Genomic DNA, 19,768 nt, shown 5'->3' with positions numbered 1-19,768 from the left:
CGATAAGTATGTGGAGACTCACTGGCAGGAGCTGTTGGACGCTCTGACGGGGGCTCAGGCAATCATGGCTGATCAGACTCTTTCCGAGGATGACCAGGCCAAGGTAGACGAAGCCGCCGCCGCCCTGCTGGACGCCATCCTGGCCCAGCGCTTTAAGGCGGACAAGTCCATCCTGGACGACCTCATTAACCAGGCCGAGGGCATCAACCTGGACGGCTACACCGCCGAGTCCGTGGCTACTTTCCGCACCGCCCTGGCCAATGCCCAGGCTGTGATGGCTGACAACAGCCTCTCCGAGGACGATCAGGCTATCGTGGATGCCGCTGTGGCTGCCCTCAGCGATGCCATGAACGGCCTCACCGCCGGTGGCGCTCCCGAGGCCACCCAGAAGCCTGAGAACAACGTGCCCCAGACCGGGGACAACGCCCACATGATGGGCTATGTGCTTGCCACTCTGGCTGCCGCCAGCCTGCTGCTGGGTGCAGTTGTGGTGGAAAAGCGCCGCCGCAACGGCTAAAATAATCAATCCAAATGGAGCTCCGGCTAAATGCCGGAGCTCCATTTTTTGTGAGGGCATATGCATAACTTACAAAATATTACGATGGACTTTTGAAATATTACGGACGTTGCACAAAGCTGTTGACACCAAAAGGGTGTGGTCGTAAGATAAGCTTGAATTCGGATGTGGTGCAATCTGGAAGGGGAGGGAAATATAAGAGGGCGCCAGGGTGCGCCGGATCACCGTACCGCAGACCAAGATATCGGAACACGGACCATAGGGGACCAAATGCCCCACTGAAACGGACTTTGAGGAGGGAATGTACGTGAAAAAAGGTTGGAAGATGATGGCCGCCGGAATTCTGGGCTTGCAGATGTTGATACAACCTGTGGCTATGGCCATCCCGGCGTCCTCCGCTCGGGAGGATGGAGGGGTTGCGTACCTGAGCAATCAGACTCAGCGGAATGCAGGGGAAGAACTGGATGGGGCCTACTATTTGAGTGATATCCCGGTATCCGACTACAAGACAGGCTGGGGTGACCTGGGCATCAACCAGGGCGTAGACACTTCCGCCAAGGGCCTGCGCCTGCGTATGAACGGCGAAGTGAAGGACTTTACCAAAGGCGTTGTCATTCACCCTGGAACCTCCCAGGACGGCTATGCCACTTGGGATGTCTCCCGGTACGAGGCCACCCGGTTCACTGCCTACGTAGGCATCAACACAGGTGCTGACGGGGAAGGCAGAGACCGGGGCGACGCTGCCTTTGAAGTGTGGGCGGACGACCAAAAGATCTGGGGCGACGGCGTGTTCTATAAGGAGAGCGGCGACGCTGCTTACATTGACGTGGCCATCCCGGCTGGGACCCAGCAGCTGAAGCTGGTTACCAAGTCCGGACCGGACATGTCCTGTGACCACGCTCTGTTTGCCGAGCCCAAGCTGTACCTGTCCAATCTGGACCAGCGGTGGTTTACCCTGTCCGCTCAGTCCTCCATTATCTCCGGCCAGGGCAGCACTGTCATGGTGCCCCGGGTGGAGAACATCTTTGGCACCGAGGACTTTACCCAGGAGTACACCGTGACCTATGCCACGGAAGATACCGATGTGGTTTCTGTGGAGGAGACCACCGGATCTGTCACTGCCGTGTCTGCGGGTGTGGCCACCATTCGTGGCACCGCTGTGCCCAAGGCTGGCGGCGACACCCTCACTGCCACGACCCAAGTGGAGGTCACCGAGAACGGCTGGACGCTGGCCTCTCCCGACGGCGCCATCGTGGCAGACCTGGCTTTGGACCAGGAGGGCAGCCTGCGCTACACCGTGACCCGGGACGGGGAAGTGACGGTCAGCAATGGCCGTCTGGGCCTCCAGACTTCCCTGGGCGATTTTGTCACCGGTATGACCCTGCAGGGCGAGCCGGAGGTCACCGAGATCAACGAGGACTATGAGATGATCTCGGGCAAGGCCTCTATCTATCACAACCACGCCAATCAGGTGACCCTGACCCTGGCCCTGGAGGACAGCCAGGCCCAGCTCCAGGTGCTGTGCCGCAGCTACGACGACGGCTTTGCCTACCGCTATCGCATCGTAACCGATGAGGAGCAGGAGATGGTGGTCAACGGTGAGGTGGGCTCCTTTACCGTGCCTGCCGATGCAGCCTCCGTGTCCATGCCCAACGGCAGCGGCAACTTCTCCCACGAGGGTCTGTACTCCATGAAGGAGGCGGGCACCCTCAGCGGAAAGATCGTGCTTCCCTTCCTCTATCAGATGGGAGACAACTGGGTGCTGATGAGTGAAGCGGCTCTGGACGGCAACTACACCGGCTCCGTGCTGGATGCCTCCGGCTCCACCTTCACCTTGGGCTATCCCCAGCAGCAGGGTGAGACCGTGAGCACCACCGCTCCCTTCCAGTCTCCTTGGCGCTTTGCCGTCATCGGGGACATCACCGACATCATGGAGAACACCATGGCGGAAAACCTCAGCCCCGCCCCCGATGAGGACACTTACCACTTCAGCGAGTGGGTGGACCCCGGCGTGTCCTCCTGGACCTGGCTCCAGGGTGGCTTCAACGTCCAGCGGGACCCCGAGGCCATCAAGTCCTATCTGGACCTGGCCTATGAGATGGGCTGGAACTACTTCATTCTGGATGAGGGCTGGCAGCCCAATAACCCCAACTACGGACAGCCCGGCGAGACCAAGTACGAGGGCGTGTTCGACTGGTTCTCCGAGATCGTGGAATACGCCGAAGAGCGGAACATTGGCCTGATCGCATGGGTACCCTGTGACGACCTGGCCACCGAGGAGCAGCGCAACGAGCGCCTGCCCTACTGGTCCGAACTGGGCATCAAGGGCATTAAAGTGGACTTCTTCGACCGAGAGAGCCAGGACCGCATCGCCCTGATGCAGGAGATTTATAAGGACTGTGCCGAGAATCGCCTGTTGGTCAACGTCCATGGCGCCAACAAGCCCACCGGCGAAGTGCGCACATATCCCAACGTGCTCAACCGAGAGGGTATCAACGGTGAGGAGATGGGCTACAACCGCTATGAGCAGCTGACCCTGGCCCCCCTGACCCGTGGCGCGGTGGGTCCCACCGACTACACTCCCCGCATTACCCCCACCGGTAACATCACCTATGCCTACCAGCTGGCCATCGCCATCCTCTTTGAGAGTGGCCTGCCCTGTATGGCTGGCAGCGTGCAGCAGTACGAGACCCTCACCGGCGCCTCCTTCCTGAAGGACCTGCCCGCCGCCTGGGATGAGACCGTGGGCCTGGATACGGTGCCCGGCCAGTACATCACCGTGGCCCGCCGCAACGGACAGCAGTGGTATCTGGCCGCCAACCAGGGCTCTGGCACCCGTGAGGCCTCCATCCCCCTGGACTTCCTGGGTGAGGGCAAGTATCTGGCCGAAATCTACACCGATACCGAGAGCGGCGTGGACGTTCAGCGCACCACCCGCATCGTGTCCCGGGAGGACACCATCTCCGCCTCCCTCAAGCAGGGCGGTGCCTGCGTGGTGCGGCTGAGCCAGCTCAACGCCGTGGATACCATCGACATCGTGGAGAGCGACATAGTTGTGAAGGAAGGGGAGAGCGTGCAGCTGACCCTGGATGTCATCCCGGAGGACTACAAGAACGCCGACATCCTCTGGAGCGTGGACAACGACCAGCTGGCCCAGGTCACCGACGGCCTGGTGTTCGCTAAGAACGACGGTGTGGTCACCGTCACCGCAGCTTCTGCCCTGGACGGCACCGTGTTTGACACCTGCCGGGTGGCCATCACCGCCAAGGCCCAGCTGTCCGACCAGTGGACGGTGGTCAATCCCACCAACGCCCTCACTGTGGCAGAGGACCAAGACAACCAGATCACCATTGACACAGAGGCTGGCGACTTCACCCAGAAGAATGTGCCCAAGAACAAGTTGGTGCTGGAGATTGGCCAGGGTGACTTTGAAATCTCGGTAAAGGTCAACGCGGAGATGACCGCAGACTTCCAGACCGCGGCCCTCTACGTCTGGGACGACACTGGAGCGCTGTTTGCAGCCCAGCGCCGCTATCACAGCTTCTTCGGTCAGAATGATAACCACCATATCTACGCCGCCCCCAACCGCAACGACGTCAACAGCAACATGGAGGAGCCCTGGGTCCAGGCCAATCCCCAGGACATCCAGTGCTACTTGAAGGTGGTCAAGAAGGACGGCGTGCTGTCCGCCTGGTACAGCCTGGACGGCAGCCAGTGGAATCCCATTCGGGAGGACGTGACCATTCCCAACCTGAACACCAGTGAGACCCTCCAGGTGGGCGTCTTCACCAGCAACGGTGAGCGGAACACCGTCAGTGTCCCCGTCACCTTCACCGATTTCACGCTGAATGGTGAGGTCATCCCCTTCCGGGGCGAGGAGGACGTCTACGTGCTGTGGACCGACGCCCTGGAGAACGTGAACGCAGACTATGGCACCTCCGCGCAGGACCTGAACCTGCCCGAGACGGTGACGGTTCTGCTCTCCGACGGGACCAGCAAAGAGGTTGCCGTGAGTTGGGACGTGTCCACCTATGATCCCCAGACCTCCGGCGCTCAGACCCTGACTGGCACCTTGGAGGACTTGGGCGACGTAGTGAATACTCTGGACGTCACCGCCCAGGTGACCGTGGTGGTGGGGGACAAGCCCATCGCCGCCGACAAGACCCTGCTGCAAAAGACCTATGACTACGCTCTGACCCTCTCTACCGACGGCGTCACCGACAGCGCCAAGCAGTACTTTGTTGACACCATGGCTGAGGCCAAGGCGGTGTTGGACGATGCCAACGCCACCCAGGAGCAGGTGAATGCCGCATGGGATAACCTGCTGGAGGCCATCTGGGGACTGGGCCTCACCCAGGGCGACAAGACCATGCTGGAGCTGCTCATTGGCCGGGCAGACGGCATGATGGACGATGCCGACAAGTATATGGAGGCCAACTGGCAGCAGCTGGTGGACGCTCTGGCAACTGCTAAGGACGTTCTGGCTGATGGCGACGCCATGCAGGAGGATGTGGACAAGGCCGCCGACGCCCTGCTGGATGCCATTCTAGCCCAGCGCTTCAAGGCGGACAAGTCCATTCTGGAAGAGCTCCTGAACAAGGCCGAGGGTATCAACCTGGACGGCTACACGGCCGAGTCTGTGGCTACCTTCCGCACGGCTCTGGCCAATGCCCAGGCTGTGATGGCAGACAACAGCCTCTCGGAGGACGATCAGGCTGTGGTGAATCAGGCCGTGGAGCAGCTTACCGCCGCCATGGACGGTCTCACCGCTGGTGGTGCCCCCGAGACCACCGATAAGCCTGAGGCGACCGACAAGCCCGAGACCACGCAGAAGCCGGAAGCCACCCAGAAGCCCGAGAACAACGTGCCCCAGACCGGGGACACCGCCCACATGATGGGCTATGTGCTCTCTGCTTTGGCCGCTACCAGCCTGTTGCTGGCTGTGGTTGTGGTGGAGAAGCGCCGCCGCAACGGTTAATGAAGATTGGAGCCCCGGCCATTTGGCCGGGGCTCCAGCGTAAAAGAATTGCCCCACAGGGAGGCTATGCAAGCCGACCCTGTGGGGCGTTTTTTCTTTATTGGGTGTACCCTTGATACAGCTCCGGGGAAATGGCCTGTTCAATGGCATCGTATACCCCTTGGCACCGCGCTCGAATCTCATCCCGAAGTTCCTGGGAGAGGGTGATGATCTGGGTGCCGCTCTCCTCGATGACGTCAATGCGCTGGGAGATACGGGCGTCCGACTGCTCCCGGGCGTACTGGGTGGCGGTCTGTGCCGCCTGGGTGAGAATCGCCTGGTCCTCTTCCGAGAAGCTCTGGAACAGCTGGTCGTTGACGATCAGGGAGATGAGGTGGGGGAGGTGGTTGGTCTCTACAATATAGTCCTGCTGCTCGTACAGCCGATTGGAGACGATGACCTCATAGGGATTCTCCTGGGCGTCAATGGTGTGCTGCTGGAGGCCGATATACACCTCGCTGAAGCTCATGGGGGTGGGTTTGGCGCCCAGGGCCTGCCAGAAATCCAGGTGGTAGGGATTTTCCATGGTGCGGATTTTCTGTCCTTTGAAGTCGTCCAGGCTGTACACTGCCCGGTTGGTGCTCATGACCCGGAAGCCCTGGTCTGCCATGCCCAGCAGGTGATAGCCCCCCTGGGTGTACACATCGCATACCGACTGATAGAAGTCAGGGTCGTCCAGCTTGGCCCGGCAGTCGTCCAGAGAGTCGAACACACAGGGCAGGTCAAACACGGCTAGGTCGGACATGAAGGTGACCTGCGGGGCGGTGTTCTGCACCAGAAAGGGGATGTCCCCATCGTAGCAGCTCTCCAGCAGCTCCCGGTCTCCCCCCAACGTGGAGTTGGGGTAGACCTTGATGAGAATCTCTCCGCCGCTGAGCTCCTCCACTTCCTGAGCAAACCGCTCAGCAAACAGCTGGGTTACAGTGTCCTCGGGGCTGGCAGTGGCCAACACCCACACCGGACGGGTGTCCCGCTCTCCGGTGCACCCGGACAGAAACAGGGAGAGGCACGTGGCTCCTGACAGGACGGCGGCCAGCAAGTGGCGTCTGAATTTCAACGATTTCATACCGATTTCTCCTCCGTTGTGTCAGATGAGGGCCAGGGAAAGGGCGGGGATATAGGTGATAAGCAGTAGCGCCACCAGGAAGTAGATGATCATAGGCAGCGACTTTTTGGCGATGGACATCACCGGCAAGTCCGTCAGCGAGCTGGCCACAAAGAGGTTGACGCCAACGGGAGGCGTGACAAACCCGATGGCCAGGTTGACCACCATGACCACGCCGAACTGAATGGGATTCATACCAAAGGCCTGCACCACGGGCAGGAGGATGGGGGTGAGAATCAGAATGGCGGGGGTGGTGTCCATGACCATACCCACAATGAGCAGGAACAGGTTGATGACCAACAGTACCACCACAGGGCTGTGGAAATGGGTGCTGATGAAGTCACTCACCGTCTGAGGCACCTCCATCAGAGTCAATACCCGGGAGAACGCGGTGGAGGTGGCCAGAATGAAGAGAATGGGGGTAAAGGTGCGGATGGACTCCTGCAAAATACTCCAGATGTCCCGGATGCGGATGGTGCGATACACCACCAGGCTGATGAACAGGGCGTAAAACACCGAGATCACAGCGGCCTCTGTGGGAGAGGCTACGCCGGTGTAGATGCAGCCCAGGATGATGATGGGGCTGAGAATGGCAAAGAAGCTCTCTCGCAGGACCCGGAACAGACCCTTTTGGTGGAGTTGCCCCACGGCGGCGCGGATTTTCACCTTGTCCTCGCCGTGCTTCCGGCAGTAGAACACGGAGTAGCACATGAGCAGCAGACCGATCATGAGGCCGGGGATAATGCCAGCCAAGAACAGGTCGCTCACTGAGGCCCCCGAGGCCATGCCATACATGATAAAGGGAATGCTGGGGGGGATGATGACCCCCAGGCCACCTGCCACCGCCACAATGGCGGTGGAGAAGGTGACGTCATAGCCCAGGGAGGTGAGGATGGGGATGGTCATGCTGCCCACTGCCGCCACGGTGGCTGGGGCGGAGCCGGAGATGGCCCCGTAAAAGAGGCAGGTGACAATCACCGCACAGGGCATGCCTGCGGTGCGGTTGCCCAAAAAGTAGGTGAACACGTCAAACAGTTTTCGGGAGATGCCGCCTTTGGCCATGATGATGCCGGACAGCACGAACATGGGCACGGCCAGCAGGGGAAAGGAGTCCAGACCGCTGAACATGGAGCGGATGAGGAACTTGGCGCTCACCGTAAAGGAGGGGTCAAACACAACGGGCAGCGCGGATGCAATGCCCAGGGAGATGGACACAGGGATGGCAATGACCAAGCAGATGATGAAAATCAAAAACAGCAGTGCGACCATTTATCCATCCTCCTTATCCGTGTGTTTGTAGTGGTTTTCATCCCCTGCCTCGGTGTTGGCCTCAATAAAGGACTCCGGGGTGTTGCGCTCGGGGTGGGCCGGGTCGTATACCGGCTTTCCCCGGGCCACCTGGAACTCAATGACCCAGCGCTGGAGAATGCGGAAGCTCACCAGCACAAAGGAGACAAAGGGGGCGGCCTGTACGTAGTACATGGGAATAGAACAGGCCGGAGAGACCTGGCCGCTGACCACCGCAGACATCATATAGGAGTAGGCGGCAGGGAGCAGAAAGAGGAAGAAGATCAGCTCGCAGGTGTGGTTGACCACCTTGATGGCGGCTTTGACCCGGCGGGAGAAGGCAGCGACGAACTGCTCGATCTTGATGGACAGGCACTTCTTGCTGCAATAGCTGACGCTGATGAATCCGCACCAGATGAAGAGATAACGGGTCACCTCCTCGGACCAGGACAGGGACATCCCCAGGGCGTACCGGCAGAACACCTGTACCCCCATGATGACCGTCATGGCCACCAGAAGGATGACCAGGACAAACTCTTCCAGGTTTGCATCAAGCCAACGAATCGCTTTTCTCATAGACCTTCTTCCTCACTGTATCAGGTTTGAATTACAGAGCGCCGTGGAGCAGGGTGAGGACGGTGCTCAGGTCGTTGACGCCCATCTGACCGGGGGCAGAGGCCTTCTTGGCAGCGCCGAAGGTGAGGGCGGAGCCGAACACCTCGCCGCACAGGCGGCTGATGACGCCGGTGCTGGACATGGACATGGTGATGATGGGGCGGTCGGCGTACTGGGTGGCCATCTCCTCGGTGGCGGCCAGCAGGGTGAGCACGTCCTTCTTGTTCTGGGGCATCACGGCGATCTTGGGAATGTCGGCACCCAGGTCCTGCATCTTGCGCAGACGGCCCACGATGTCGGCCTGGTCGGGGGTCTTGGAGAAGTCGTGGTTGGAGGCCACCACCTTCACCCCGGCGGCGTGGGCGCCGTCAATGATGGTCTTGACAATCTCGTCGCCGGTGAAGGCCTCCACGTCCACCAGGTCCACATACCCGGACTGGGCGGCCTGGATGTTCAGCTGAGCATAGGCCTGGGGCTCAATGGCCTTCTCGCCGCCCTCCTTGGAGGTGCGGAAGGTGAACAGCAGGGGAATCTCGCCCAGGGCCTCCCGCAGGCCCTGGAGCACGTCCAGCACCTGGGAGAAGTCGAACACGCCCTCGAACCAGTCCACACGCCACTCCACCACATCCACAGGGATGGAGTCGAAGGTCTTGGCCTCGGCGAGGATGTCCTCTTTGGTCACGCCCACGATGGGCACACAAATCTTGGGAATTCCAGTTCCAATCTCAACATTTCTCACGCGAACAGTATTCATAGCAAAGCTCCTATCTTCAACCTGAAATTGATATTGTGTATAGATTAGCTGTTTTTCTGCTCAAATGCAAGAGAAACCATCTTGGTGTAGCGGAAATTCACGAACAGGCCCAGGAGCACGCCGATGAGGGTGAGGACGATGTTCATGGTCATCACGCCGGAGGGGGTCATGTTGGCGGCGGCGGTGAGAATGGTGTAGTTGCACAGAGAGGAGGCGATCATCACCAGAGCGGTGACGGTGCCCTTGATCTTGGGGAAGAGCATGTTGCACACGGCGGTGACGATCTGGAGCAGGCCGCCGGCGCCGGCCCAGCCAATGGCGAAGGCGCCCACGATGCACATGGTCTGGGTCTTGGTCACCAGTACCAGAATCAGAGCAGCCAGGCAGATAACGGGGTAGACCATAATGAAGCGCACGTCCTTGATCTTACGGGTGAGCAGGGCGGTGACAATCAGGGCCAGCATGGTGCCCACGGAGTAGTAGGTCTGCATGATGGAGGGATCAGCCCAGCCCACAACTTCCTTGGCGAAGTTCTGAGCGCAGTTGAGCCACAGCTGGAAGGTGCCGGTGCAGGTGAAGCCGATGAGAATCATGGCGATGGACTCCACGGAGAAGCGGGTGGTCTTCAGGCTCTGGATGAGGCCCTCCTTCTTCTCCTTCTTGGCATCGGAGTCGGGCAGGGGAGCGAAGAGGATGAGCACGGCCAGCACGATGTAGCAGATGCCGCAGATGTAGAACAGGGTGTTGTAGGAAGTCAGGCCAGCAGCAGTGGTGGCCACGGTAGCGCCCAGAGCGAAGGGCAGGAGCATCTGGGAGATGGAGATGAAGAACTTGATGCCCATGGTGGCGACGCCGGGAGCAGCATAGAACACCTCACCCACAGCGGGGTAGATGCCGGTGTCCAGGAAGGAGTTGGCCACGCCGCCCAGGATGGCGCACACATAGGCGATCTGATAGCCGCCGTTGGTGCCGGCGTTGAAGGCCAGAGCCAGACCGATGAGGTAGATGGCATAGGAAGCGCCGCCGATGACACAGGAGATGCGGCGGCCCAGCTTATCGGACAGAGGACCGGCGAAGGGCAGGGCGATGAGTCGGCCCAGACCCAGGGCGGCGGAAATGGCGGTGATGGCCATGGCGGTCACGTTCCAGCTGCCAGCCAGAGCCTCTTTGATGACAGCTTGTCCCAGGATGGAGCATCCCACACCGTGCAGGAAGTAGTTCAGGTACAGGATGAGGGCGCTGGGGAGGTACTTCTTGTTCATACTGTTGTTCTCTCCTTTGAGTCTTTTCCAAGTCAGTGTCCTATATTCCGTCACAAACATAAGAAACACGTTGCGCAGTCGTTAAAAAAATAACGATCACTTACGTATAAAATTTTATCGGTTTCCGTCTAAAAATTCCAATGCCAATAACGACGAAAAATGATGCATATACGCTATGAAAGTGGTATAATCAGTTTAACTGGAAATTATGAATGAGTTTGGGAGAAACATGGAGGAAGGAGACACGTTATGACATTCAACCAACTGTACCACTTTCAGACGGTGGCCAAGTATGAAAATTACCGAAAGGCGGCGGAAGAGCTGTACATTTCCCAGCCCTCTCTCAGCCGCTCCATTGCCGCCCTGGAAGAGGAGCTGCAAGTGCCACTCTTTGAAAAGAGCGGACGGGGGGTACACCTGACCAAGGGCGGGCATATTTTTCTAGAATACGTGGACCGGATTTTGGAGGACTGCCGGGTGGCCAAGAGCAAGATGCAGGAGATTGCCAGCGGCGGCGGCAAGATTGACATTGGCTATGTGTTCCCGCTGGCCAGCCACTATATCCCCCACAGTGTGAGAAGCTTTCTCCTCCGGGAGGAGAACCGCAACGTCACCTTTAACTTCTATCAGAACCACACGGCGGCCATCCATCAGAAGGTGAAGTCCGGCGAGCTGGATGTGGGCTTTGGGGGCTACATCGACCGGGAGGAGATGGATTACTTTCAGATTTTGTCGGCAGAGATCGTCTTAATCACGCCCAAAGGGCACCAACTGGAGGGGAAAGAGATGGTGTCGGTGTACGAGCTGCAAAACTATCCCGTCATCGGATATGACCGGGAGTCCTGGCTGGGCAACTACACCCAGCAGCTCTACCGCCGCCTGGCGTTTCAGCCCAACATCGCCGTGGAGTGCCCCGACGAGCACTCCATTGTGGCCATGGTCAGCGAGGACTTCGGCATCGCCCTAGTCCCCGACATTCAGGAGATCGACCCCCAGCGGGTGAACATCCACCGCCTCTATGATATGGAGCTGGAGCACCGGGTCTATATGTTCTGGATGCGGGACCGCTACCAGCTCCCGGTGGTCAAGCGATTCGTGGAATATATGAAGGAGCAGGGGGCTGTGGAGCGGCTCTAACTATATTGATAGCTTGAATGCATCGAATTTGCACGAAAAATGTATTTTGATTTATTGGTTGCGAAGGCTATAATGAGTGTGTCACAAACAGAAGAAACACCTTGTGCGAAAAACAAACGAGGAGAAGATTCATGAAAACACACTATCCAAAAATCTTTGAACCGATCACGGTGAAGAGGATGACCATTCGCAACCGCATTGCGATGACTCCCATGGGCACCAACTATGGTGAGACCAGCGGCGAAATGAGTAACCGTCACATGAATTACTATTCCTTGCGCGCAAAGGGCGGCGTTGGCCTGATTATCCTGGAGAACGCCAATGTGGAGTACCCCGTGGGCTCCAACGGCACCAGCCAGATCCGTATTGATCACGACAGCTTCATGCCCCGGTACTATCAGCTGGTGGAGAACCTGCACAAGAACGGGGCCACCGTGGCCATCCAGATCAACCATGCAGGCGCTTCCGCATCTTCTGCCCGAACTGGGATGGAGACGGTGTCCTCCTCCAACATTCCCACTAAGGTGGGGGGAGAGGTGCCCCGTCCCATGACCCGTGAGGAGATTCTCCACACGGTGAAAAAGTACGGAGAGGCGGCCAAGCGTGTGCAGGCCATCGGCTTTGACGCCGTGGAGATCCACTGCGGCCACTCCTACCTCATGAGCCAGTTCATCTCCCCCTACTACAACAAGAGAACCGACGAGTTCGGCGGCTCCATGGAGAACCGTCTCCGCTTCCCCCGCATGGTGCTGGAGGAAGTGCGCCGCCAGGTGGGGCCCTGGTTCCCCATCATCGTCCGTGTGTCCGCCGAGGAGCGGGTGCCCGGTGGCAACACTCTGGAGGACACCCTGAAGTATCTGGAATACCTGGACGAGTTCGTGGACATTTACGACGTGTCCTGCGGTCTGAATCCCTCTCTGCAGTATCAGATCGACTCCAACTTCCTGCCTGACGGCTGGCGTGCTTACCAGGCCCGAGCCGTGAAGGAGAAGTTTGGCAAGCCCGTCATCAACGCTGGCAACTACCGGGACCCCGCCGTGGTGGAGAAGGTGCTGGAAAGCGGCGACGTGGACATCGTGGGCATGGGCCGTGGCCTCATCGCTGACCCCGAGTGGGTCAACAAGGTGAAGAACGGGGAAGAGGACATGCTGCGCAAGTGCATCTCCTGCAACGTGGGCTGTGCTGGCAACCGCATCGGGGTCAACCGCCCCATCCGCTGCACCGTCAACCCCGCTGTGCCTGAGGGCGACGTATACAAGAAGCTGAAGGTGAAGAAGAACTGCAATGTTGTGGTAGTGGGCGCTGGTACTGCCGGTATGGAGGCCGCCTGCACTGCCGCTGAAGTGGGGTGCAACGTGTTTGTTCTGGAGAAGCAGGACCACATCGGCGGTCTGTCCTCCTTCATCTCTGATCTGCCCAGCAAGTCCCGGATGAAGGACTTTCCCACCTACCTGGAGCGTCGGGCCGCCAAGCTGCCCAACCTGTACCTGTTCTTGAACACCGAGGCCACCCTGGATAAGATCAAGACCTTCAAGCCGGACGTGGTGGTCAACGCCACCGGTTCTGTGCCCCTGGTGCCCCCCATTCCCGGTCTGAAAGAGAATATTGCCGCTGGAAATGTGTCTACCATCTTTGACATGATCCGCGATGTGAACGCCGGGAAGTATCCCGAAGAAGCCTGCAAGGGCAAGAAAGTGGTGGTCATGGGCGGTGGCTCCGTGGGTCTGGATGTGGTGGAGTATTTTGCTCCCCGAGGCGCTGAGTGCTCCATTGTGGACATGCTGCCCCAGATTGGCATGATGGCCGACCCCATCACCAAGTGCTCCATGCGGGAGACCCACGACACCTACGGCGTCAAGGAGTATGTGAATACCGCTCTGCAGGAAGTGAAGGAGAATGCCTTCGTGGTCAAGACTCCCGAGGGGAACATTGAGGAGCTGACCTTTGACCTGGGCTTTAACTGCCTGGGCATGCGGGCCAACAACCCTATTCTGGAGGCCCTGGAGCAGGAGTTCGGCGGCACCGACACCGTGGTGTACAACATTGGTGACTCCGTGCGGGCCCGCCGCATCATGGAGGGCACCATGGATGGCCGCGCCATTCTCAACGTGCTGGAAAACCAGGGCTATCTGGACTCCCTGGATGAGATTCGATAACAACATTGGATAGAATGAGAGGTAATTACTATGCCTAATATCACTGGACATACCGAACTGGTGGGCCTGATGGCCTATCCCATCCGCCACACCCAGTCCCCCACCACCCACAACCTGGCCTATGACAAGAACGGCGACGACGTCATTCAGCTGGCCTTTGAGGTGGACAACGACTCTCTGGAGGCCGCGGTCAACAGCATCCGTGCTCTGAAGATGCTGGGCTCCAACATCTCCATGCCCAACAAGACCGTGGTGCACAAGTACCTGGAGGAGGTGGATGAGGCCGCTCAGCTGTGCGGCGCCATCAACACCGTGGTGAACACCCGGGACGAGAATGGCCAGGTCACTGGCAAGCTCAAGGGCTACAACACCGACGGCATGGGCTATTGGCAGGCCATCAACGAGGAGGGCATTGACTACACCGGCATGAAGATGGTGCTCATCGGCACCGGTGGCGCTGCCACCGCCATCGCTGTGTATGGCGCGCTCCACGGCATCTCCGAGATGCACGTGTTCAACATCAAGGACAAGTTCTATGGCCGTGGCGAGGAGATCGTGGCCACCATCAACGAGAAGACCAACTGCAAGGCCTACATGCATGATCTGGCCGACCTGGATCTGCTCAAGGAGAAGATGCACGAGGCCGACCTGTTCTGCGATGCCACCGGCGTGGGCATGCACCCCCTGGAGGAGCTGTCCAACATCCCCGATCCCTCCTTCTTCCGCCCCGACCTCATCGTCACCGACACCGTGTATGCTCCCCGTGAGACCGTGATGATGAAGCAGGCCCGTGAGGCCGGCTGCCAGAAGGTGTACAACGGCCTGGGCATGATGCTCTTCCAGGCCCTCATTGCCATCAAGCTCTACACCGGCAAGGACACCGATGTGGCTTACATGAAGGAGCAGCTGGGCATCTGATTGTCCTATAAGAACCATCACAGATAGAACCAACCAGTCCCTCCGACAGACGTCGGGGGGACTGTCTTTTGCCCGGTCTACGATGCGTAGGTTGAGGGGACAGGGATTCCCTGATATAATGGCACAACAAGAACAAACCAAAGGAGAACAGCTATGAATTCCTATGTCACAGGGAGTACCATCAAACGGCTACGGGAGGGGCGAACCCTGACCCAGGCCCAGCTGGGGGAGAAAATCGGGGTGAGCAGTAAGACCGTTTCCAAGTGGGAGACCGCCAAGGGACTGCCCGACGTGTCGCTGCTGGAGCCGTTGGCCTCTGCTCTGGGGGTATCGGTGCTGGAGCTGATGAGCGGGGACACCATGTGCAATGGCAACCGCTCGGCCAACATGCTCCGCTCCAAGCTGTACGTCTGCCCCATCTGCGGCAATGTCATCCACACCATGGGGGAGATGGTGGTGAGCTGCTGCGGTGTCACTTTGCCCCCGCTGGAGGCAGAGGAGGTGGACCAGGACCATTCCATCACCCGAGAAGTGGTGGAGGATGAGGTGTACCTGACGGTGGACCACCCCATGACCAAGCAGCACTACATTTCCTTTCTGGCCTACGTCACCTCGGATGGATTCCAGATGGTGAAGCTCTACCCGGAGGGAAATGCCGCCTGCCGCTTCCGCCTCCAGCGCTCCGGATATCTGTACCTCTACTGTAATCAGCACGGACTGATGCGGGAAAAAGTGTAAAGAGAGATTACGCCCCGGCTGGGTACGTTTTGTACCTGGCCGGGGTGTTGCCTTATGTGTGCCAAATTTGATAGGATAAAAAATAGAAACACACTGCAACCAACCCCTGCGTTTTACGGGATATCAAGTGAAGGGCACCGAGAAGGGAGGGAGCTGGATGGAGGACCAGGAGATTGTGGAGCTGTACTGGAAGCGGGACGAGTCCGCCCTGGAGCACAGCCGAGAGAAGTATCACGGGTACCTCAGCCGCATTGCCCAGCAGATTTTGTATGACCGGGAGGACAGCGAAGAAGTGGTCAACGACACCTATTTCAAGGCGTGGCAGTCCATGCCGCCCCAGCGGCCCAGCAAGCTGTCCATTTACCTGGGCCGCCTGACTCGGCACGGGGCCATTGACTATCTGCGCCGCCGCACCAGCCAGAAGCGGGGCGGTACCACCTATGAGATGTGCGTGGAGGAGCTGGAGGAGAGTGTGCCCGGCGGGGAGACGCCCCAGCAGGCCATGGAGGAGAAGCTGTTGGTGCAGCTGCTCAATCAGTTTCTGGAGACCCTCTCACCCCAGGCCAGAGCGCTATTCCTGGGCCGATACTACTACTTCGACCCGCTGTGGGAGGTGGCCCGCTACTGCGGCCTGGGGGAGGGGCAGGCTAAGAGCCAGCTCTTTCGCATTCGGAAACGACTGAAAGCCTATTTGGAACAGGAGGGGTTTGTGGTATGAAGGGAGAACAATTGCTCCACGCTCTGGGTGAGGTGGACGAGGAATATTTGCGCCAGGTGGATGAACTGCGGCGGATCCCCCCGAAAAAGAAGCGATATACCTGGATTCCCATGGCTGCCTGCCTCTGTCTGGTGGCGGGGGTGACGGCGTGGGCGCTACGCGGTGGAATGGGGATGCCCACCAAGGAGGGGGGGCAGGCAAACTCCAATGGGATGAGCGGCAGTGCCCAGGGGGTATATGTGCCACCCCTGAAGGTGGAACATGAGAGCGCGGATATGACGGGCTTTTTTATCTACCAAGGCCGCATGTATTCCCAGGTTGACATGGTGCAGGAAGGCCAGAAACTGGTGGGAGCGCAGCTGGGGGAGTCCAGCGGTACCATTGACGAGTGGACGTCCGAGGACCAATATCTAGAGGGTACAGGCAGTATCGGAGGAGCTTTTTATGAGGTGAGGGGCTATGACCCCCAGCACCTGCTGTGCATGGTATATGACTACGGAGTGGAGCTGTTCTGGAACAACTGCGACATCACCGTGTCCACTGGTGGGGATGTGTTGGAAGAGGTGTTCCGCCTGTCAGACGGAATTGCCCAGGCAGAGTTCCAGAGCGAATCGGACTTCCAGGGGGATACCGGGTGCACGACCCGGATCACCAGACTGGAGCAACTAGAGGCCTGGGTGAATGCCCTGACCCAGGCCCCGGCCCTTTCCAGCGCTGAGACGGATATGGGGCAGTGCTTTGGACACCTGTACCTCACCAAGGCAGATGGGGTGATGGTGCACCTGAAATTGATGGGAGAGGATTATGTGCAGATCGAAAATCTGCCGGGTGTATGCTGGCAGGTGGAATGGCTGTCCATCCTGCCGTGACAGAAAGGAGGAGGACCGTATGAAAAAGAAGTGTTTGGCCCTATTGGTGGCGGGAGGTTTGCTGTGTAGTACCCTGATGGGGTGTACCCGAACCTATGCCACTGATCTGATGGATGGAGTGAAAGCTGGAACTCCCACGGAAGTACAGGTCCAGAAGGAGACCTGGACGGGGATGTATGATTTCTCGGTAAAATTGCTACAGACCACCTGTGATAGGGGGGAAAATACCCTGGTGTCGCCCATGTCCGTGCTATCCGCTCTGGCCATGACCGCCAACGGAGCCCAGGGAGAGACCCGGACCCAGATGGAGAAAATTCTGGGAGGAAGTGTGGAACAGCTCAACGGGGCGTTGGCGGGGCTGGGTCAGGAGAACGATTCCCCCCTCTATCTGGCAAACTCCATCTGGTTTGCGGAAGGGGGAGGTATCACTCCCAATCCAGACTTCTTGCAGGTGAATGCAGACTACTATCGTGCGGGGGTGTTTGAGGCTCCCTTTGACCAGACCACCGTCACCGACATCAATCGGTGGGTGAAGGAGCACACCCACGGCATGGTGGAGGAAGTGTTGAGAGAGATTCCCCGTAATACGGTGATGTACCTCATTAACGCTTTGGCGTTTGAGGCGGAGTGGGAGGACCCCTATGAGGATTCGGATGTGTGGCAGCAGGCGTTTACCAACCAGGAGGGGAAGGTCCAGCAGGTGAGCATGATGCACAGTGAGGAGCAGTTCTATCTCCGGGACGACCAGGCCCAGGGATTTGTGAAGTACTATCAGGGAGGCCGATATGCCTTTGTGGCGCTGCTGCCGGACAAGGGAATTTCTGTTTTGGACTATGTGGAGGGCCTGGACGGCCAGCAATTGAAGGCGCTGCTGGACAACCCGACATCCGTGTCCGTGGTGGCGACTATGCCCAAATTTGAAAGCGAGATGCAAGTAGACCTTCAGGAAGTGCTGAAGAAGATGGGGATGGACCTCCCCTTTGACATGGAACAGGCAGATTTTACCGACCTTGGCACCTGTCCCGAGGGAAAACTCTACATCAACCAGGTCTTGCACAAGACCTATATCGAAGTGGAGGAGAAGGGCACCCAGGGCGGGGCGGCTACGGTGGTTGGCATGAATTCTGCAGCAGCACCCGAGGAACCAGAGGAACAGATGGTTGTGACCTTGGACCGCCCCTTTGTCTACATGGTGGTGGACACCTCCTCCATGTTGCCTGTATTTATGGGCACGGTACTCTCCGTATAACGACAAGACAACGAGCCACTCTCTGGTGAGGGAGTGGCTCGTTGTTTCACGGTTTCAAATCCTTGGTGGCCGGGTTATCGATGAGTGTTCCATCCCGAGTAAACCGGGAGCCGTGGCAGGGACAGTCCCAGGTGTGCTCAGCGGCGTTCCACTTCAAAGCGCAGCCCAGATGAGAGCAGCGGCGGGTGGAGGGGGTGAGCAGGGTTACCGTGGACTCCAAGGCGTTGACCGCCAACTGGGGGCGGAAGATGGAGCGGGCGGGAGAGAAAACCTCGGCGTATGGGTTTTGCTTGCCCTGAACCAGGTCGCACAGTAGGGTGGCTGCCACCATGGAGTTGGTCATGCCCCACTTATTGAAGCCTGTGGCCACATATACATCGGACGTGTTGGACCAATAGGGTCCGATATAGGGCAAGTTGTCCAGACTCATGCAGTCCTGAGTGGCCCAGTGGTATTTCTCCGTGGACTCTGGATAATATTCCTTGACAAATTGACGCAGTTCCCGCCAATTTCCACCCGGTTTCCCTGTACGGTGTCCGCCGCCACCCACCAGAAGCATACTGCCATAATTTCGAAAGGACAGCCCCGTTTGAGTCTGGTCCACATACATCCCGTTGAGATTAGGGGCGTGTTCCAGGGCGAGAACGTAGGAGCGGTGTTGGTAGAGCTTGATGAAGTAGCTGCCATGGCGGCTGAGAAAGGGAAAGTGGGTGGTGACCACGATGTGCTTGGCATGGATGCGTCCGTGGTTGGTGATGGCGGTGCGGCCAATGAGTTCCTTGACCATAGTGTGTTCGTAGATGTGCAGCCCCTGGGAGATGGCAGCGGCAAATTTCAGAGGGTGAAACTGGGCCTGACGGGGAAATTTTACCCCGCCTGCCACAGCAAAGGGCAGGGGTAGCTGGCTGGCGAATTCCCCGGGAAATCCAAGACGGTGCAGGGCGTCCAGCTCTCGCTCAGTATTCCGCAGGTTATCCCGGGCGTAGACGTAAGAGTCCGCTTCTTCATAGTCGCAGTCAATCTTACGACAAAGCGTTCGGTATCGCTTCAGCGCCTCTTCTTGGGCGGACAGATATCCTTTGGTTCGCTCGTTGCCAAACCGGCCCAAGAGTTTGTGGTAGATGAGCCCGTGCTGGATGGTGAGTTTGGCGGTGGTATTCTTGGTGACGCCGCTGCAGATGGTGTCTGCCTCTGCCAATACATAAGGCACCCCGGCCTGATGCAGTTGGTAGGCGCACAGAAGCCCCGCCATGCCTCCGCCGATAATGAGTACATCGGTCTTGATATCCCCGTCCAGGCAGTCAAAGTGGTTCAGCTCTGCGGTCTGTTCCCATAGTGATTTCATGTGTAAAAGCCCCCTAACACCAGATAACTCTAGTGTCCTGCAAATGACGGGAACTATACCGGAAAGAGAAAAAGATTTAGA

At 58.5% G+C, this 19,768-nt stretch carries 15 protein-coding genes; 9 read left to right on the top strand and 6 right to left on the bottom strand.

Annotation, left to right across the window (positions count from 1 at the left end; translation table 11 throughout):
• The coding region (locus B5F98_RS12975) for an FIVAR domain-containing protein (RefSeq protein ID WP_087370797.1) at positions 1-517 on the top strand (517 nt) is incomplete at its 5' end.
• A gap of 307 nt (positions 518-824) precedes the next feature.
• Positions 825-5,495, top strand: a complete 4,671-nt coding sequence (locus tag B5F98_RS06970) for a glycoside hydrolase family 97 catalytic domain-containing protein (protein ID WP_158099811.1) — start codon at positions 825-827, stop codon at positions 5,493-5,495.
• A gap of 97 nt (positions 5,496-5,592) precedes the next feature.
• Here B5F98_RS06970 and B5F98_RS06965 read toward each other — a convergent pair whose 3' ends face one another.
• Genes B5F98_RS06965 through B5F98_RS06945 form a run of 5 tightly spaced genes read right to left on the bottom strand, consistent with a single transcriptional unit; the run spans position 5,593 to position 10,557 of the window.
• Positions 5,593-6,600, bottom strand: a complete 1,008-nt coding sequence (locus tag B5F98_RS06965; RefSeq protein ID WP_087370792.1) for a TRAP transporter substrate-binding protein — start codon at positions 6,598-6,600, stop codon at positions 5,593-5,595.
• Positions 6,601-6,621: 21 nt separating this feature from the next.
• On the bottom strand, positions 6,622-7,908 hold the full coding sequence (locus tag B5F98_RS06960) for a TRAP transporter large permease (RefSeq protein ID WP_087370790.1): 1,287 nt from the start codon (positions 7,906-7,908) through the stop codon (positions 6,622-6,624).
• Positions 7,909-8,502 (bottom strand): TRAP transporter small permease, encoded by a 594-nt coding sequence (locus B5F98_RS06955; RefSeq protein ID WP_087370785.1) that lies wholly within the window; start codon positions 8,500-8,502, stop codon positions 7,909-7,911.
• Between the two features lie 31 nt (positions 8,503-8,533).
• On the bottom strand, positions 8,534-9,295 hold the full coding sequence (gene aroD, locus B5F98_RS06950; RefSeq protein WP_087370782.1) for a type I 3-dehydroquinate dehydratase: 762 nt from the start codon (positions 9,293-9,295) through the stop codon (positions 8,534-8,536).
• Between the two features lie 44 nt (positions 9,296-9,339).
• Positions 9,340-10,557, bottom strand: a complete 1,218-nt coding sequence (locus B5F98_RS06945; RefSeq protein ID WP_087370778.1) for an MFS transporter — start codon at positions 10,555-10,557, stop codon at positions 9,340-9,342.
• 249 nt (positions 10,558-10,806) lie between these two features.
• Here B5F98_RS06945 and B5F98_RS06940 point away from each other — a divergent pair, with 249 nt between their 5' ends.
• The 7 genes from B5F98_RS06940 (at position 10,807) to B5F98_RS06910 (ending at position 18,342) form a co-directional block, all read left to right on the top strand.
• On the top strand, positions 10,807-11,694 hold the full coding sequence (locus tag B5F98_RS06940) for a LysR family transcriptional regulator (protein ID WP_087370775.1): 888 nt from the start codon (positions 10,807-10,809) through the stop codon (positions 11,692-11,694).
• A 131-nt stretch (positions 11,695-11,825) separates the two neighbouring features.
• The gene (locus tag B5F98_RS06935; RefSeq protein ID WP_087370772.1) at positions 11,826-13,850 is read left to right on the top strand and encodes an FAD-dependent oxidoreductase; all 2,025 of its coding nucleotides are present in this window, start codon (positions 11,826-11,828) and stop codon (positions 13,848-13,850) included.
• A 30-nt stretch (positions 13,851-13,880) separates the two neighbouring features.
• Positions 13,881-14,768 (top strand): quinate/shikimate dehydrogenase, encoded by an 888-nt coding sequence (locus tag B5F98_RS06930; RefSeq protein WP_087228589.1) that lies wholly within the window; start codon positions 13,881-13,883, stop codon positions 14,766-14,768.
• A gap of 153 nt (positions 14,769-14,921) precedes the next feature.
• Positions 14,922-15,506 carry a helix-turn-helix domain-containing protein gene (locus B5F98_RS06925; protein WP_087370770.1) on the top strand — a complete coding sequence of 195 codons (585 nt, stop codon included), beginning with the start codon at positions 14,922-14,924 and terminating at the stop codon, positions 15,504-15,506.
• Positions 15,507-15,663: 157 nt separating this feature from the next.
• The gene (locus B5F98_RS06920; RefSeq protein WP_087370767.1) at positions 15,664-16,224 is read left to right on the top strand and encodes an RNA polymerase sigma factor; all 561 of its coding nucleotides are present in this window, start codon (positions 15,664-15,666) and stop codon (positions 16,222-16,224) included.
• Complete coding sequence (locus B5F98_RS06915) at positions 16,221-17,093, top strand: hypothetical protein (protein ID WP_087370764.1); 873 nt, start codon at positions 16,221-16,223, stop codon at positions 17,091-17,093. The genes B5F98_RS06920 and B5F98_RS06915 overlap by 4 nt, the downstream gene beginning before the upstream one ends.
• Before the next feature lie 19 nt (positions 17,094-17,112).
• Complete coding sequence (locus B5F98_RS06910; RefSeq protein ID WP_158099810.1) at positions 17,113-18,342, top strand: serpin family protein; 1,230 nt, start codon at positions 17,113-17,115, stop codon at positions 18,340-18,342.
• Positions 18,343-18,388: 46 nt separating this feature from the next.
• On the opposite strand, the gene B5F98_RS06905 is transcribed toward B5F98_RS06910, so the two are convergent.
• On the bottom strand, positions 18,389-19,687 hold the full coding sequence (locus tag B5F98_RS06905) for an FAD-dependent oxidoreductase (protein WP_087370758.1): 1,299 nt from the start codon (positions 19,685-19,687) through the stop codon (positions 18,389-18,391).
• Positions 19,688-19,768: the final 81 nt, after the last annotated feature.

The sequence above is a fragment of the Pseudoflavonifractor sp. An44 genome (assembly GCF_002161675.1).
Taxonomy (GTDB): Bacteria; Bacillota; Clostridia; order Oscillospirales; family Oscillospiraceae; genus Enterenecus; species Enterenecus faecium.
Note: the sequence above shows the minus strand (reverse complement) of the source record. Positions and strands in the feature narration are given on the sequence as shown.

Excerpts from the sequence above, each read along its gene's own strand:
- B5F98_RS06965 (WP_087370792.1), bottom strand. The coding sequence starts at position 6,600 with ATGAAATCGTTGAAATTCAGACGCCACTTGCTGGCCGCCGTCCTGTCA.
- B5F98_RS06960 (WP_087370790.1), bottom strand. The coding sequence starts at position 7,908 with ATGGTCGCACTGCTGTTTTTGATTTTCATCATCTGCTTGGTCATTGCC.
- B5F98_RS06955 (WP_087370785.1), bottom strand. The coding sequence starts at position 8,502 with ATGAGAAAAGCGATTCGTTGGCTTGATGCAAACCTGGAAGAGTTTGTC.
- aroD (WP_087370782.1), bottom strand. The coding sequence starts at position 9,295 with ATGAATACTGTTCGCGTGAGAAATGTTGAGATTGGAACTGGAATTCCC.
- B5F98_RS06945 (WP_087370778.1), bottom strand. The coding sequence starts at position 10,557 with ATGAACAAGAAGTACCTCCCCAGCGCCCTCATCCTGTACCTGAACTAC.
- B5F98_RS06940 (WP_087370775.1), top strand. The coding sequence starts at position 10,807 with ATGACATTCAACCAACTGTACCACTTTCAGACGGTGGCCAAGTATGAA.
- B5F98_RS06935 (WP_087370772.1), top strand. The coding sequence starts at position 11,826 with ATGAAAACACACTATCCAAAAATCTTTGAACCGATCACGGTGAAGAGG.
- B5F98_RS06930 (WP_087228589.1), top strand. The coding sequence starts at position 13,881 with ATGCCTAATATCACTGGACATACCGAACTGGTGGGCCTGATGGCCTAT.
- B5F98_RS06925 (WP_087370770.1), top strand. The coding sequence starts at position 14,922 with ATGAATTCCTATGTCACAGGGAGTACCATCAAACGGCTACGGGAGGGG.
- B5F98_RS06920 (WP_087370767.1), top strand. The coding sequence starts at position 15,664 with ATGGAGGACCAGGAGATTGTGGAGCTGTACTGGAAGCGGGACGAGTCC.
- B5F98_RS06915 (WP_087370764.1), top strand. The coding sequence starts at position 16,221 with ATGAAGGGAGAACAATTGCTCCACGCTCTGGGTGAGGTGGACGAGGAA.
- B5F98_RS06910 (WP_158099810.1), top strand. The coding sequence starts at position 17,113 with ATGAAAAAGAAGTGTTTGGCCCTATTGGTGGCGGGAGGTTTGCTGTGT.
- B5F98_RS06905 (WP_087370758.1), bottom strand. The coding sequence starts at position 19,687 with ATGAAATCACTATGGGAACAGACCGCAGAGCTGAACCACTTTGACTGC.